We start from the raw sequence: 15094 nt of genomic DNA on the forward strand, positions 1-15094 counted from the left end.
TAATCGTGTGACGGCCGAATCTTTCTCCGCTTGTTGGTAATGAATGGATGATGAGGCATTGAGTATCATTGCTATGTATAGGGACTTGCGAGAGCGAAAAGACGAGTTGGGAACCGTTGGGATTAATCTTTCAATGAACGTTCAGGAAACGTTCAGACCGCTTGTCTTTACTCATTATTAGCGGTTCACGAGTGGTGGTACGACAGGACTTGCTCAACGCCGCGGCCATCCGGGAAAATGTAAGGAGCAGCAATGGCTGAAGACAATAAAGATGAGTGGGGCAGCGGTCAGCCTGCACATCCGGATAATGATACGAACGCTTCGTCAAGCTTTACTACCAATAGTGGTTACGTCGGCAATGACGGAAATACGGAAAGCGGCAACGTCGGTTACTCTGGTTCGCAAGCCGCCAACACGGCCGATTCCGAGCCGGGCGATACGCAATCTGCTGCGACGCAGGAGACCCGAAATATCAACACCACTCCGACGGAAGTGTTCACCACGGGCTACCGTCCAGACGGCGCGAATTCAACGAATACTTCTTCGGACAATCCCTATCAGACTTCCGCTTCCGATGATTCCGGCAACGGCTCCGTCGGCGGCTCGGGCCCATACCGTCCGGCTCCGGAATATGGGGCCTATGGCCCGTTGCCCGATCACATCGGCAACAACGGCGATGCCGGCAGCAACTACGGCAATGCCAATGCGCCGTTCGGTTCCGGCAATGCCCCGCAGCCGAACACACCGGGCAACAACGGTGCGGCCAACACCCCAAGCATGCCGTGGAACGGTATCTTCGGCAACGCCGGCCGGAACCCGAACGCCGGACAGAACGGCAACGCGGGCGGCGAGAACAATAACGGTTTTGGCAATTCCTACAATTCCTACAACCCCGGTCCCGGCCAGGGAGAAGGGCCGAACGGCGGCAATTTCGGCGGCCCGAATACGCCTAACGGCGGTTACGGCTACGGCAACGGCTACGCGAAGCCCAAATCCAGCAGCAACGTCGTCACGGCCATCGTCGCGGCCGTGGTCACCGCGGCACTGTGCTTGGGGCTCGGTTTTCTTGGCATTTCCAAAGGTTGGGTGACCGTTCCGACTTCCAGCTCGATGTCTGGCATCACGTCCAACAAATCCGGTTCCGGCACCGCTAACGTCAAAGGCGGGCAGGCTCCGGACTGGGCCGGCGTCTCCTCGCAGGTGTCCAATTCCGTGGTCTCGATCACCACGCAGGTCAGCCAGGGCATCGCCAAGGGCTCCGGCGCGATTCTCGACACCAAGGGCCATGTCGTCACCAACAACCACGTGGTGAGCGGCGGGCAGAACATCCAGGTCACGCTTTCCAACGGCCAGATGTACAAGGCGACCATCGTCGGTGCCGACAACACCACCGATCTCGCGGTACTGCAGCTGCAGAACGCGCCGAGCGACCTCAAGCCGGTCGAGTTCGCGGATTCCAGCAAGCTCGCGGTCGGCGAGAACGTCATGGCCGTCGGCAACCCCTTGGGCTACGACGACACCGCCACCACCGGCATCGTTTCCGCGCTGAACCGCCCGGTTTCGGTGATGGACGACAACAATTCCGAAATCGTGACCAACGCGGTGCAGATCGACGCGGCCATCAACCCGGGCAACTCGGGTGGCCCCACCTTCAACGCTGCCGGCCAGGTCATCGGCATCAATTCCTCGATCGCCTCTGCGTCCTCGTCTTCCGGCCAGTCCGGCTCGATCGGCATCGGCTTCGCGATTCCCTCGAACCTCGTCAAGCGCGTGGCCGATGAAATCGTCTCCAAGGGTTCCGTCCAGCACGCGATGCTCGGCGTGACCATCAAGTCCGCAAACGTCGAATCCGACGGCGTCACCCGCGGCGGCGCTCAGATCACCACGCCTTCCACCGGCGGCTCGGCGGTCGTCAAGGGCAGCCCGGCGGACAAGGCCGGCCTCAAGGCCGACGATACCGTGGTGGCCTTCAACGGCCAGGCGGTTGGCTCGAGCTCCGCGTTGCTCGGCTACGTCCGCGCCTCGGCGCTCGGCGACAAGGTGAAGCTCACCATCGTCCGCGGCGGCAAGACCATGGATGTCGAAGTCACCCTTGATCAGAAGGAAAGCGACGTCAAGGGCAGCAACCGTTCCGAAACCCAGAAGCAGGGCACCAACGGCCAGAACGGCAATGGCCAAGGTCAGAACGGCCAGGGCCAGCAGAACGGCAATGGCAACAGTGACGGAGACGGCGGCGGCCTCTTCGACCCGTTCGGTCTCTGGTAAAGCGGTCTGTGCCATGTAGGGGCGTCGCTTTGTGAACGCGCCTCTATAGGTTCGTGTGGGCTGTCGGCTTCGGCTGACGGCCCACACGCGTTTATGGGGGGTGGATTTGCAGTTGCGTTTGCGCGCGGGATTCGCAGATGAGATATGCGGCTGAGACTCGCGTATGCAGTATGTTATTGCGGATTTGCGGTTGCGGTTGCGGTTTGCGCATGGATTCATGTATGAGGTACGCGATTGGGGGGATATACCCTTGCGGGTCCACGCATGGGGTTGGTGATTACGCGGCCGGGATTCGTAGTTGCGGTTTGCGTTAGTCCGTGCGTTACACAGTCGCGGTTTCGTCTGCGGCGATGGCTACGGCTTGGCGCGACTATACGCATGTTTATATGCATAACGCGCCACCGCCGTTACCGCACTCGCGCCCAACGCCGCCAGCCATACCCAGACCGACGCGCTGCCGGCTTTGGGCAGGGGCGAGACCGGTGGGAGCAGTGGCAGGCCGAGGGTCTGGTCAGCGCCCTCGTTGTGCTGGTCGTCCGTGACGGAAACGGTGTAATGCCCTTTGGCGTTCGGTGAGGCGGACGATTCCGGGACCGTGATCTGCCAATGACCATCGCGGTCGGTGGTCGTAATGGAACGTTTCCCGCCGGGCCAGCGGATCGTGACGGTGTCGCCGGCTTCAGGCCGGCCGGTATCGTCCTTGGTATTCCCGGTGATGGCAGAGGTATCGGCGCTGTCAATTTGTAATACAGGTGCAACCATGTCCAGCACTTCATTGAGTTGTGCGGCCTTCGAGGATGCGCCTCGCGCGTTGCGCAGCGTGGCGGAGAAGACGGCGTGGTTCGTGCCTTTCGGCATCGCAGGCGGAAGCAGCCGGAGAGCGGGTATGGCCACCGACCAAGCCGTCTGGCCAGGCTCGACGGTGACGTCGGTGCAGACGGCCGCGCTGCCGGAGAGCGGATGGTAATCGGCATCAGCGGGTTGCACGCAGAGACTCAGGGTGGTGGCTGCCTCGCCGATCGGCCAGACGTCGGTGCCGGAGACCTTGACTGCCGCCCCCGCGGCCAGTTTGCCGCCGGCCGAGGCCAAGGTGTGCGGAATGCTGACGGCGCTGATGACGGGCGTCTTGGCCGGCGCGGGCACGAAGGTCACCGTGTAGACATTCGAGTAGCCGGACAGGTCGAGCGGATCGACGGAGTTGCCGGGAGCCGATGTCGCCGGAGCCGTTGTGGTCACGGTTGTTGCCGTGATCGGTGTTCCCGGAGCCGATGTCGCGCTTTTGACCCCCGAACCCGGTGGCGGGTATTGCCAGGCGCGGTAGGAGCGAATTCGGGCGTAGGGATTGGACTCGTCGACGCTGTCCGGCAGCTTCCAGCGCCCGTCCGCGCCCACGGTGGCCGTGCCGACGTACGATTCCACCCGTTTGGTGGTCGTAGCGGCCACTTCGCCGCTGGCGGGGTCCGGCGTGGAGACGAACAGGTCGACGTCCATCCCCGGCGTTCCGGTGCCGCCGACGTTTTGCGTGGAGGCGTAGAGCAGGCCGCTGGGCCCGACTTTCGGCGCGTCGATGGTGGGAGGTGTGGGCTTGGCAAGCGCGAAACCGTCGAAGACGGAGGCGTTCGACCATCCGAGGTCGGCGATCCGCTGTGCTTCGGCCGCGCCCATGCCCGCCGTAATGCCCTTGCCGCCGTTGCTGGCGCCGCTTGCCACGGAGGTGAGCGGGTTGAAGACGTCTTGGTCCTGCGCGGTGACGTATCGGTCGTCGCTGCCCGCGGAGCTGCGGGTGATCGGCCAGACCACCAGTTTGAAATAGCCGCTCGGCCTGCCGCCTGTTTTTTGTTCGGCCATCGCGCGGGCGAAATCGATGGAACCGTCCGGCCGTTGCGCGTCGCCTGAGGCCAGCATGGCCGTGTTGTTGCCCGAAGCCGGGGCGTTGAGCGCGGAATAGTTGTTCCATTTGTTGAAATTGGCCGTATTGCCGGGTTTTTGTGTGCCGATCTGCGCGATCGGGGTCAGCGCGTCCGCCGGCACCCATTGCCCGGCCGCGCTTAAGGCCAGCCATTGGAAATAGAACGAGCTCACCACGGAGTAGGGGTGCGGGTTGGCCAGCCCCTCGCCGTCGGAAGTGCCGTTGTCGCGCGAGACGAGGTCGTAGTCGTTGAAGTAGGTGAAGAACGAGTGCGCCGGCGCGATGCCTGGGCCGGTGCCCGCCTGCGAAAAGCCGTGCGCCACGTTGAGCCCCCAGCCGGTGCCGGCCTCGCTGTTGAACATCTGCGGGGTGGAGTCGTAGCCGATGCCCAGAATCGGCCCGTTGCCGGTGCAGGTGATTTTGCCGTTCACCGGTGCCGGACTGGTGCAGCGGTCGGTTGCGTAGGTGTGCAACGGCAGCGCCTTGCCGGTGGCGGGGTCGACGGCCATATTGGTGGCAATCGACGGCATACTCTCCATCTGTGGCACCGAGAGCGCGCCGACGTTGCCGAGCACCGCGTAGACATACAGCGGCACCTGCGTACCGCCGACGACGTTCGGGTCGGGGCTATTGGGGTAGTCGAAATCGCCGCGTATCGAAATCGCGAGATAGTCGTAATCGCCGACCGTCTGGCTCGATTGGATCACGAAGATATCGCCCTCGTTGTTCGTCCAGTTTCTGATCTTGTCGGCGTCGCTCTGCGCTCCAAAATAGGAGGCCGTGCGCGTGTTGGTGGTCGTGCCGTCGTAGGAGTAGACGATGCTCAGCCCCGGGCTGCTGTTCTGTGGGTTGACGTCGCCGTGCGCCACCCGCAGCACGAAGTCCATGCGCAGCTCGTCCATGTTCGCGTCGATGCGTGAGTTGTAATTGAGCATCCGGTAGAGGCGGGGTTTGTGGTCGACGCCGAAATCGGCGGTGGCGGTGCCGGTTTTCTGGGTGACGGCAGCGCTCGCATCCTGCGTGCCGATAGTGTCGGCTGCCTGCGTGACGGCGCGGGAAGGAGAAGGCTGGGGCGTCGGCATCGTGTTGGCATCGGAGCTGCCGATTGTGCTCTGTGCGGTGGCGTAGGGCTGGATGGCGCCCAGAGTCGCGAGCAGCGTAAGGATGGCCAGCGAGAAGGCAAGCAGCCCGCGGGCGCATGCGTTCCAGCGCGGTTTTCCGCAAAATATCCGCACGTTGCTGCCTCCTTACCTGTTGTGTCTTGTGGCTCTTGAATCTCCGAATCGCTTGTTTGTTATCCCGCTGCGGCCGTGATGGGTCTGGTAGCGGTTCCCGAGTGCCATCGTGGGCGCGACACGTCAGGCAACGTCAGGCAACGGCTGTCGCATGCCGGTTTGACGCGTTATGCTGTGGCAGCCGGAATGCGGTGACGTACAGAGGGTACACCGCCGCGCTGGGCTTCGGGCGAAATGAACGGTTCGCTGTGTGCGATGGATTTGCGTGGTTGCGGATTATGTGATAACCACCGGATCGGGTTTGAGGCGATAAATCTCGTCGTCCCGCTTTGTTGCGTTGTCTCCGTCGACGTTGGTATCTAGCAAGGAATGTTCTGTATGTTCTGAATGCCCGTTTCTCATGGATATTTAGACAATAATAAAGTAAATAACTAAAAACTTAGACTCATCAGTAGTTTTTGTGAAATATCTCATATCTGCTATCGGCGAGTGCACCGTCGTCTGCCCAGATGGTTCCGCTATATTCTCATAGGCAAAGTTGGTCAGGGCGTCGGTTTTCCGCAGCCACTGCCGCAACAGCAAGCATGATCCGCGATGTAAGGCGCTGTATACCGGGTTTGAGGCTCACGCTTGTACCTGTTTTGTCGTCCACCACGCCGCTTGACGGCTGTCGATGACAATGATTTCCAAACGAGGGGAAGTACTCCATTGAGCAGATTATTGCAAAGCCGATTGAAGGGAAAACGTTTCGTAGCGCTGTTGCTGGCGTTGACGACGCTGCTGGCGTTGGCGGGTCCCGTCGCCCGCGCCGAAGCCGCAGACGGCCCTACGTCCGCGTCGAAACTGCCGACGTACGGTGATAAAGACGATTTCGTCGCCGGTGCCATCAACCCGAACAAGACGCCGACATTGACGGTGACCTCGTATCTGTCCAGCGACGAAGGTTTCGCCTCCACCGGTTCCGCCAACGACCAGAACGAGGCAGCCGAAGGGCGCCAGGCCAATTCCGGAGCCGATTTCGAGCTCAGCGAAGTGCAGCCTGCCGCGGGATTGCAGTGGTCGCAGGTCTCGGTGAGCGACGTGAACACGTTCGTGAAGGTGGGCGAAGGACATATCTATTACGGCTCGACCGGTGCCGACGGATCCATCAACCCGGATCAGTGGTTCATGGATAACGACCACAAGACCCCGAGCGCCGGTTTCCCCAAGGGCGAGCACCACTATCTGCTCCACCAGACCGGCAGCCGCTACAGCAGCCGCGCCTTCGTCGAGGATTCCATTTTCGGCCTGCCGTACCGCACCACGCAGACCGACACGAACGGCGTGACCAGCGTCGGTTATATCTATAACCTCCATCTGTTCCCCAAGAACCAGACCACGAACCAGCTTTCCAAGGTCATGACCCACACTTCCGGCTCCGCCATCGCGCAGGTCGGCGACAAGCAGGATTACGAGATCACCCAGGTCATTGCCAACGACAGCAATCCGCAGACCAGCAAGGACAGCAGCCTCCTGCAGCTTTCCAATATCGCAGACACGAACATCGCCGAAGACGGAACCGGCGTGCAGCTGCGCGTCGTCGACCGCCTGCCTGCTTCGCTGAAGACCGTCGCCGACCCAACGGTGAGCGTGACGTTCACCGGCGACAACGGTCGGCAGGTCACTCATGACGTGCCGGCGGCAGTGTATTCGTATTCCACGGGACACAGCGCTCCCAAGCGCATCAATCCGACGTATGCGGGTCAATCGATGACCACCCAGGATGGCCGTGAGGTCGGCACCGACGACGCGAACACCACCTACCTGACCTTCGACTTCTTCAAGGATGTCGCCACGTTCAAGACGCTGATCGCGGGCGCCCAGAAGGACCACCGCATCCTGCTGCGCATCGATCTGAAAACCCAGGTGACCGCGAACGGCGACTCCATCAGCGTCGATGCCGGGCATATGGGCAACATCGCCTTCGCGGATCATGGCTACACCCCGAAGCCGCTGGCTGGCGCCTCCCACACCCCGACCGCAGGCTTCCAGTTCGTCAAAACCGACATCGACGGCAACGGGCTTCCTGGCGCGGTCTTCCGCCTTTCGGATCCGGACAGCGACGCGCGTTTCCTGGCCAGCGACGGCAAGTTCTATGCCGACGGCGACCAGCGGCCCAGCGGTGTCGATTTCATCCAGGCGGCTTCCAACAACGCCGGTATCGTCAGCTTCGTCGACCTGCCGGTGATGCAGAAAACCAATCCCGCCGATCCGACGACCTGGAAGGGCGTGGGCCTCAAGGTCAATATCGAGGAATACTCGGCACCGGTGGGTTACGCGCGTGCGCGTGAGGTCTTCAAACAGCTTGACTTCAGCGCGATTGAGGGCAAGAGCGAGGAAGACATTGTCACCTCCAACCCCGAAGGCATCTTCCCTGCCGGCTATGAGCCGTCCAACACCAAGCCGAGCACCTTGTTCGGCGCGTACGGGGTCACGCCGAAAGACGCCAAGGACGTCTTCGGCAAGCCCATCACCGTCGGCATGAAGAACTGGAAGGCCACCGACATTCTCGGCCGGCCCATGGGACTGCCGCTCACCGGTGGCATGGGCATCGTGATCTTCCTGGTGCTCGGCGCGCTGGTGATGGCGCTCGCCGCGTGGCGTCGCCATCGTGCGGCTTTGAAAGCGGAACAGACGACCGCACGGTGAGGCCGGCGAAGTCGATGGGGTTGGCTGGGGGTGACGTGGCTGACGCGGCCGACGTCGCTGATGTGGCCGACGTGAGCGCCGTGGCCGTTGAATCGGACGGGAGTGTCGGGTCCGCGGAACCTTCCGCCTCTGTTGCGGAGGGTTCGGCTGCCCGCCATGCCAAGGCGCGCAAGCCCCGCAGCCTCATCGATGTGGCCATTTTCGTGGTCGGGCTGGCGATTTTCCTCTATCCGCTGGTGGCGGACTATGTGAACTATCGCCAGCCGCAGGCCGCCATCGACGCCTACGACGCCATCGTTTCCAAGCTCTCGCCGTCTGCCCAGCGGAAGATGTGGAACGATGCCAAGTCCTACAACGCCGAAATCGGGCGTCTGCCGGTGCGCGATCCGTTCCGCAGCGGCGATATCAAAGCGCCGTTCAATAGGTATTACAAAACCCTCAACGTGGACGGCAAAGGCATGATGGGCTATGTCGATATCCCCAAGATTCATGTGAAGCTGCCTATCGAGCACGGTACTTCCGACAAGGCGCTGGCGAATGCCACCGGCCATCTCGCCACGACCCCGCTACCGACCGACGACACCGGCATCCAGCCCGTCGTCACCGGCCACACCGGTCTCGTCGGCCATATTCTTTTCGACAACCTCACGCAGCTCAGGCGCGGCGACGTGTTCCAGATTCGCGTGCTGAACCACCGGCTGAGCTACCGGGTCGACCGGATTTCCGTGGTGCTGCCCGACGACGTGAGCCGGCTGCAGCCCATCTCCGGCGGCAACTACGTCACGCTGCTCACCTGCACGCCCTACGGCGTCAACGACCATCGACTGCTCGTGCGCGGCCATTTTGTGGGGGAGGGGGTGCCCGCAACCCAGCCGAGCGGCGCGCCTCTGTGGACGATGTGGCTGTTTCTGGTGCTGGTCATGCTGGCTGCGGTGGGCATGGCGCTCGCCCGTCGCCGTCGCGCGCGGCTGAGCCGTATCCTCGCCGACGCCCTTGACCGGTTCGAGGCGCAAGACGAGGAATTCTCGGACTCCAGTCGTCTCGGCCGCCGCCACGGTTCGGCCGGCCGTCTGCGAGCGAAAATCGCCTTGCTCACGGCGTTGATCTGGTTGCTGGCTTTCGTCGCCTTGATTTGTGCGTGGGCTTCGTTCGGCCTGATGATGCGCACCGGTTTCCTGCCCGTCTTCAACCTCGGCTACGCGTGGTTCGACGCCCACGTCGCATATTTCTTCGGCCTCGTATAGTGGCTGCCGCTCGATGCATCCACGGTGGTTTGTCGGATTGCCTGCCGTGCCGCTCGCGACTGATATTGCCGCGGGCGGCACGGTGCTGGCGCTATTCGATCCTGCGGATCGCGTAGAGGACGCAGACCGCTAGGATTGCCGCGGCCAGAGGCGGGCTTACCTTTGGCGCGATCGCGAGCAGTACGACGCCCGCGAGCCAGCAGAGCCCGGCGTTCCCGGGCTTTTTGTTATGATGGGATGCCATTTTCTGGCCTCCTTCTGATACATGTCGGCCGGCCTTATGACCCTGCCGGTCGCGCGCACGTTTCGCAATCGGTTCAAGGATTGCTGCCGCATGCACGCGGCAAGACCGACGCTACAACACAGACGTATGAAAGTGCAAATGAAAACCTTGATTTTCAAGAAAAATCAAGGTTTCTTGATATGGGTTGCGATTGTGGCGCCTGATGTGCTATGTTCGTGGTGTCGGTTTGGAGCGGTTCACTTCGGGGCGTTTTCGGGTTTCTGGAGCTTTTGCCTCGTCGGTCTCCGCCGGTAGGGCGTTCTTTTTTGTTATCCGTCCTCTGATATATGGGTATTCGTGCGGGTCGTCGGCTTGGGCTGGCGGCCCGCACGAGTTTTCCGGCACGTTGTCAACGCGGTGCCGTTATACTTAATTCATAATCTTTACGCCGTGTATCGGTGGCCTCGCGCCGCCGGTGGGTTAACAAGGCGTGACCAACTTGCTTGGCCGCGTGCTTGTGTGACTCGTGGCAAAGCAGCACACGCGCAAGGAGAATCATGCGGGTCATTCGCAAAGTTGCCGACATCTGCCGGCAGGTACCAATGCTTCCCACCACCATCGTGGCTGCGGTTTTCGTGGCTTTGTTCTGGAATTATCGGCCGTGGATGGGCGGCTTCGGTGCGCTGAAAATCGGCAATTTCGTGGCCGCTCCGCCGAGCGTGGGGGCATGGCATATCGGTCCGTTCGCGTTCAACCCTTCCGTCGGTCAGTTCATCGTGGTCTTGCTCGTTGCCTATTCCGTTTTCGATTCCGTGCGCGGCATGGTCGCCTCGCTGAAGGCCGGGCACGTGGGCATCGACGTGCTCGCGATTCTCGCGTTGCTTTCGACGCTCGGCGTGCAGGAATACTGGGCGGCTTGGGCCGTGGTGCTGATGATTTGGTCCGGCGAGGCCATCGAATCGTTCGCGCAGGCCAAAGCCGAAAGTAACCTGAGCGCGCTGGTCGCCGCCGCCCCGCAGATGGCGCATGTCTCGGATTTGCCGGGTGTTGGGGCAACGGGAAATTCGGCCGCTGACCATTCCGCCGATAAAACACGGTCGCAAGATGTCGGAGTTCCTAGGAGCGACAGCGATACTGACAGTCTCTGCAATACAGAAAATATCGGCAACGCCGGCAATGCTAGGAATACCGGGGATATTCGGGATGCTGGAGATACCGATAGAGCTGCCAACCGACATTCTCAGGCAAGTGAAATCGGCAGAGGAGTTGTAACTTCTGCCGACTCTTTGGACTCTAACGAGAACGCGGGGAATGCACGCCTCGATGCACTGTTTGCCAATAGCGACAAGCGTTTGGCCGACGGATTCCGGGCGACGCTGGCTGCTGCGTTGCCGCGAGGGAATGCACGCGAACGGGAAAATAACCTGTGTGTGATTGATACCGATGATTGCAACTGCGAGCTTTCTTCTGTGGCGAAGGATAACGCTGCAAGCTCCCGGAACCGTTCGCGCGGTTCGCGAGGTTCGCAAGGCAGGCGTGCGCAGCAGGCAGGTTCTCTGGCGCGTCATACATTTATCGGCGGGTCGCTGGCCCGCACTTCGCAGGCCTCGAAAACGCTGGAATCCCAAGCCTCGCAGGATGCTCATTTCCATACGGTTCCTGTCGATCAGGTGAAGCTGGGCGACGTGCTAGTGGTCCTGCCCGGCGAAACGATTCCGGTGGATGGCAAGCTGTTGAGCGGCACGGCGACGCTTGACCTGAGCGCGATTAACGGCGAACCTCTGCCGCGCACCGTATTCGCGGGCGCTCGCGTAATGAGCGGAGCCATCAACGGTTCGACGATGATTGTCATCCGTGCCACGCAGCTGGCTAAAGATTCGCAGTACCAGCAGACCATGCAGCTGGTCGATTCCGCGCGGTCTTCGCGCGCGCCCGTGGTCAAAACCGCCGACGTGCTCGCAGTGCCGTTTACCATTATTTCGCTTGTCATCGGCATCGCTGCATGGATTGCTTCCGGCACCCCGGAACGTTTTGCGCAGGTGCTCGTGCTGGCCACGCCCTGCCCGCTGCTCATCGCCGCGCCGGTGGCGTATATGGCCGGAACCGGACGGCTTGCGAAGGCCGGGATTCTGACGAAAACGCAGGAAGTCCTGGAAAATCTCGGCAAGGTCTCGCATATTTTCTTCGATAAAACCGGCACGCTTACGGTCACCAGGCCGCAGGTCGTGCGGGTCGACGTGCCGGACGAGGCGCGCAGGCGGTTGCCGGATTTGCTCGGGCTGGATGGGGCTGAAGCCGGAGTCGGACTTAAACCGGAATCGGAAGCTGAATCAAAATCGGAAGTCGAACCGAAATCCGCGCGTAAATCCAAATCGGACTCAGGGCGCTCGCACCCGGACTCGCGCTCGCAACGGGACCTATATAATAAGGACACCTATATAAAGGACATCATCGTGGAACTCGCCGCGGTGGTGGAGACGTATTCGGTGCACATCCTCGCGCAGGGCATCGTCGCCGCCGGGGCCGCCGCGTCCAAAAAGCTGCACAACGGCCGCACCGCTTTCCCGGTGGTCAAAGGCGTGCACGAGGATGCCGGCAATGGCGTTGAGGGCAAGGTCGAGGGCCATACGGTTCGCGTCGGGCGGCTCGGTTTCGTGACGGGGGCGAGTCGGAACAGCGAAGGTTCGTTTGCCAAGTCGACGTTGCTGAATCGTGCTGACGATACGGCAAGTACTGCCGGCAGAGTCAACGTTGCTGCCAAAACCTCCGGTACAGATAATCCCGAACAGGTAGACCATGCTGGTATCGGTTCGCAAGGTAGCCGAGATAATAGAAAGGACACCGAAAACGCGTTGGCCGATAACGGAAGTTCTTTTATCTCGCGAACGGCCGGTGCCCGTGATTTCGTTTCGGGCGACCAAGCCGGAAACGATCCTTGCGGCCATAGGGGCGGGAATGAAGCCATTTCAGCGGATAGCCGAGATAAGAAAGATTCAACGTCTGATGTGAGCGGGAGTCCGTGTAAGGAACCGTATAGAGGCCAGGAGTTTCCAGCCTCGCAATTCAAAGCGCGCGCGGCCGACGAAATGGCGGCGTACGTTTCGATTGACGGAATCCTCGCCGCGTGTATCGTGCTGCGTGACGTGCCGCGCAGTAATGCCCGTGAATCGTTGCAGCGTCTGCGCTCCTTGGGTGTGGATGCGGTGACCATGCTGACCGGGGATTCCCGTGCGTCCGCCGATGTGATCGCTGCGGAAGTGGGCATTGACGACGTTCGCGCCGACCTGTTGCCGCAGGATAAGGTCTCGGCGGTCAAGGCTGTTTCACATGAAGCGTTGCGGCGGCCGGCGAAGGTCGAGACGTTCCTCGACCGGCTTTCCGGGCAGCCCAAGCCTCGCCCGATTTCGGTGATGGTCGGCGACGGCGTCAACGACGCCCCGGTGTTGGCCGCGGCCGATATCGGCATTGCCATGACGGACGGCACTTCTACTGCCGCCTCGCAAACCGCGCAAGTGGTCATCATGAACGACGACATCGCCGACGTGCCGCGCGCCGTCGCCATCGCCCGCCAGACCAAGCGCACCATGCTGCAGGCCGTGGTCACTGGCCTCGGCCTGGCGCTGGTCTGTATGGTCGCCGCCGCGTTCGACCTCATTCCCGTCGTCGTCGGTGCGTTCACCCAGGAGGCCATCGACGTCGTCTCAATTCTCTGGGCCCTGACTGCCCTGCGCGAACGGGATGTATAAGAAGAATATCTGCTTTTGCGTGTTGATATGTTCGTGTGCTTGAACTGAAGGCGCTAAATATATGCCGTTAAAATGTGAAAGACCTGCAAAATCCGCATTTTATTGGCATCTTGGTGCACCAAGTTCCCATATTTTCGTAGTTTGGCTGCGGAATTGCCATAAAAACGGCATCTTGGTGCACCAAGAATAGGTGTTTTCGTAACTTTGATGGGGGAATTACCGTAAAAACGGCATCTTGGTGCACCAAGATGGCTCAATAACGCAGAATTCACAATTTGATTAGGGGACAGCGGCTGCTGGTATAGGCGTGACGGTAGGCTTGTAACGGCGAAATAACGCGAATCTCGGGAGGTTAGTATGCCTGGAATTGTTCTGATTGGTGCTCAATGGGGAGATGAAGGCAAAGGCAAGGCGACCGACCTCATCGGCACGAAAGTCGACTATGTCGCACGTTTCAACGGCGGCAACAACGCGGGCCACACCGTCGTCGTCGGCGATGAGACCTATGCGCTGCACCTGCTGCCCAGCGGTGTGGTGAACCCACACGTCACGCCGGTCATCGGCAACGGCGTCGTGGTTGACCCAGAGGTGCTCTTCGAGGAGATCGACGGGCTTGAGGCTCGTGGTGTGGACTGCTCGAAGTTGCGTGTCAGCGAATCCGCGCAGGTCATCGCGCCGTATCACCGAGTCATCGACAAGGTGACCGAGCGCTTCCTCGGCAAGCACAAGATCGGCACCACCGGCCGCGGCATCGGCCCGGCCTACGCCGACAAGATCAACCGTGTGGGCATCCGCGTGCACGACCTCTTCGACGCCGACCGCCTGCGCGACAAGGTGGAGGCGAGCCTGCACCAGAAGAACCAGATGCTCGTCAAGCTTTACAACCGCCGTCCGATTGACGTCGACGAGACCACCGACGAGCTGCTGAAGCTCGGCGAACGCCTGAAACCCTACGCCACCAACACCTCGCTGCTGCTGAACAAGGCGATTGCCGACGGCAAGACCGTGCTCTTCGAGGGCGGCCAGGCCACGATGCTCGACGTTGACCACGGCACGTATCCGTTTGTCACCTCTTCCAACCCGACCGCCGGCGGCGCCTGCACCGGCACGGGCGTCGGGCCCACCAAGATCGACCGCGTCATCGGCGTGGCCAAGGCGTACGTCACCCGCGTGGGCGAGGGCCCGTTCCCGACCGAGCTGTTGGATGATTCCGGCGAATGGCTGCGCGCACAGGGCCACGAGTTCGGCGTGACCACCGGCCGTCCGCGTCGTTGCGGCTGGTTCGATGCCGTCGTCACCCGTTACGCCACGCAGGTCAACGGCCTGACCGACATCGTGCTCACCAAGCTCGACGTGCTCACCGGCCTCAACGAGATTCCGATCTGCGTCGCCTACGATGTCGACAACGGCGATGGCACCCATACTCGTTACGACGATATGCCTATCGACCAGGAGGCGTTCGCCAACGCCAAGCCCGTCTACGAGACCATGCCCGGTTGGACTGAGGACATCTCGAAGGTGCACAAGTTCGAGGACCTGCCGGCCAACACCCAGGCCTACGTCAAGCGCCTCGAGGAGATTTCCAACTGCCGCATCTCCGCTATCGGCACCGGTCCACAGCGCGACCACATCATCGAGGTGCGCTCGCTCGTCGACTGAGGCAGTGACGCTGACGAAAAAAGTGCATTTTAGGATTGCTAAAGTGCACTTTTTACGTTGTGGTGTGCGAAAAGTGCGTTTTGGGTTTGCTAATTCGCACTTTTTGCACTGAGACTGGAATGAGT

General features: G+C 61.2%; 7 protein-coding genes. 5 read left to right on the forward strand and 2 right to left on the reverse strand.

What is annotated here, in order from left to right; translation table 11 throughout:
• The first annotated feature begins 252 nt into the window (after window positions 1-252).
• On the forward strand, window positions 253-2265 hold the full coding sequence (locus OZX75_RS07475) for a S1C family serine protease (protein WP_277146015.1): 2013 nt from the start codon (window positions 253-255) through the stop codon (window positions 2263-2265).
• 354 nt (window positions 2266-2619) lie between these two features.
• Here OZX75_RS07475 and OZX75_RS07480 read toward each other — a convergent pair whose 3' ends face one another.
• Window positions 2620-5409 carry a hypothetical protein gene (locus OZX75_RS07480; protein WP_277146016.1) on the reverse strand — a complete coding sequence of 930 codons (2790 nt, stop codon included), beginning with the start codon at window positions 5407-5409 and terminating at the stop codon, window positions 2620-2622.
• Window positions 5410-6117: 708 nt separating this feature from the next.
• On the opposite strand from OZX75_RS07480, the gene OZX75_RS07485 reads away from it, so the two are divergent.
• Together OZX75_RS07485 and OZX75_RS07490 are read left to right on the forward strand one after the other, a co-directional pair.
• Window positions 6118-8097, forward strand: a complete 1980-nt coding sequence (locus tag OZX75_RS07485; protein ID WP_277146017.1) for an isopeptide-forming domain-containing protein — start codon at window positions 6118-6120, stop codon at window positions 8095-8097.
• Window positions 8098-8111: 14 nt separating this feature from the next.
• Complete coding sequence (locus OZX75_RS07490) at window positions 8112-9341, forward strand: class C sortase (protein ID WP_277146018.1); 1230 nt, start codon at window positions 8112-8114, stop codon at window positions 9339-9341.
• Window positions 9342-9432: 91 nt separating this feature from the next.
• On the opposite strand, the gene OZX75_RS07495 is transcribed toward OZX75_RS07490, so the two are convergent.
• Window positions 9433-9585: a hypothetical protein gene (locus OZX75_RS07495; protein ID WP_277146019.1), complete on the reverse strand. Its 153-nt coding sequence runs from the start codon at window positions 9583-9585 to the stop codon at window positions 9433-9435.
• A 536-nt stretch (window positions 9586-10121) separates the two neighbouring features.
• Here OZX75_RS07495 and OZX75_RS07500 point away from each other — a divergent pair.
• Together OZX75_RS07500 and OZX75_RS07505 are read left to right on the forward strand one after the other, a co-directional pair.
• Window positions 10122-13310: an HAD-IC family P-type ATPase gene (locus OZX75_RS07500; RefSeq protein WP_277146020.1), complete on the forward strand. Its 3189-nt coding sequence runs from the start codon at window positions 10122-10124 to the stop codon at window positions 13308-13310.
• 357 nt (window positions 13311-13667) lie between these two features.
• Window positions 13668-14969: an adenylosuccinate synthase gene (locus tag OZX75_RS07505; RefSeq protein WP_277146021.1), complete on the forward strand. Its 1302-nt coding sequence runs from the start codon at window positions 13668-13670 to the stop codon at window positions 14967-14969.
• The last annotated feature ends 125 nt before the right edge of the window (window positions 14970-15094 follow it).

This window comes from Bifidobacterium sp. ESL0800 (genome assembly GCF_029395355.1).
In the GTDB taxonomy this organism is placed as follows: Bacteria; Actinomycetota; Actinomycetes; order Actinomycetales; family Bifidobacteriaceae; genus Bifidobacterium.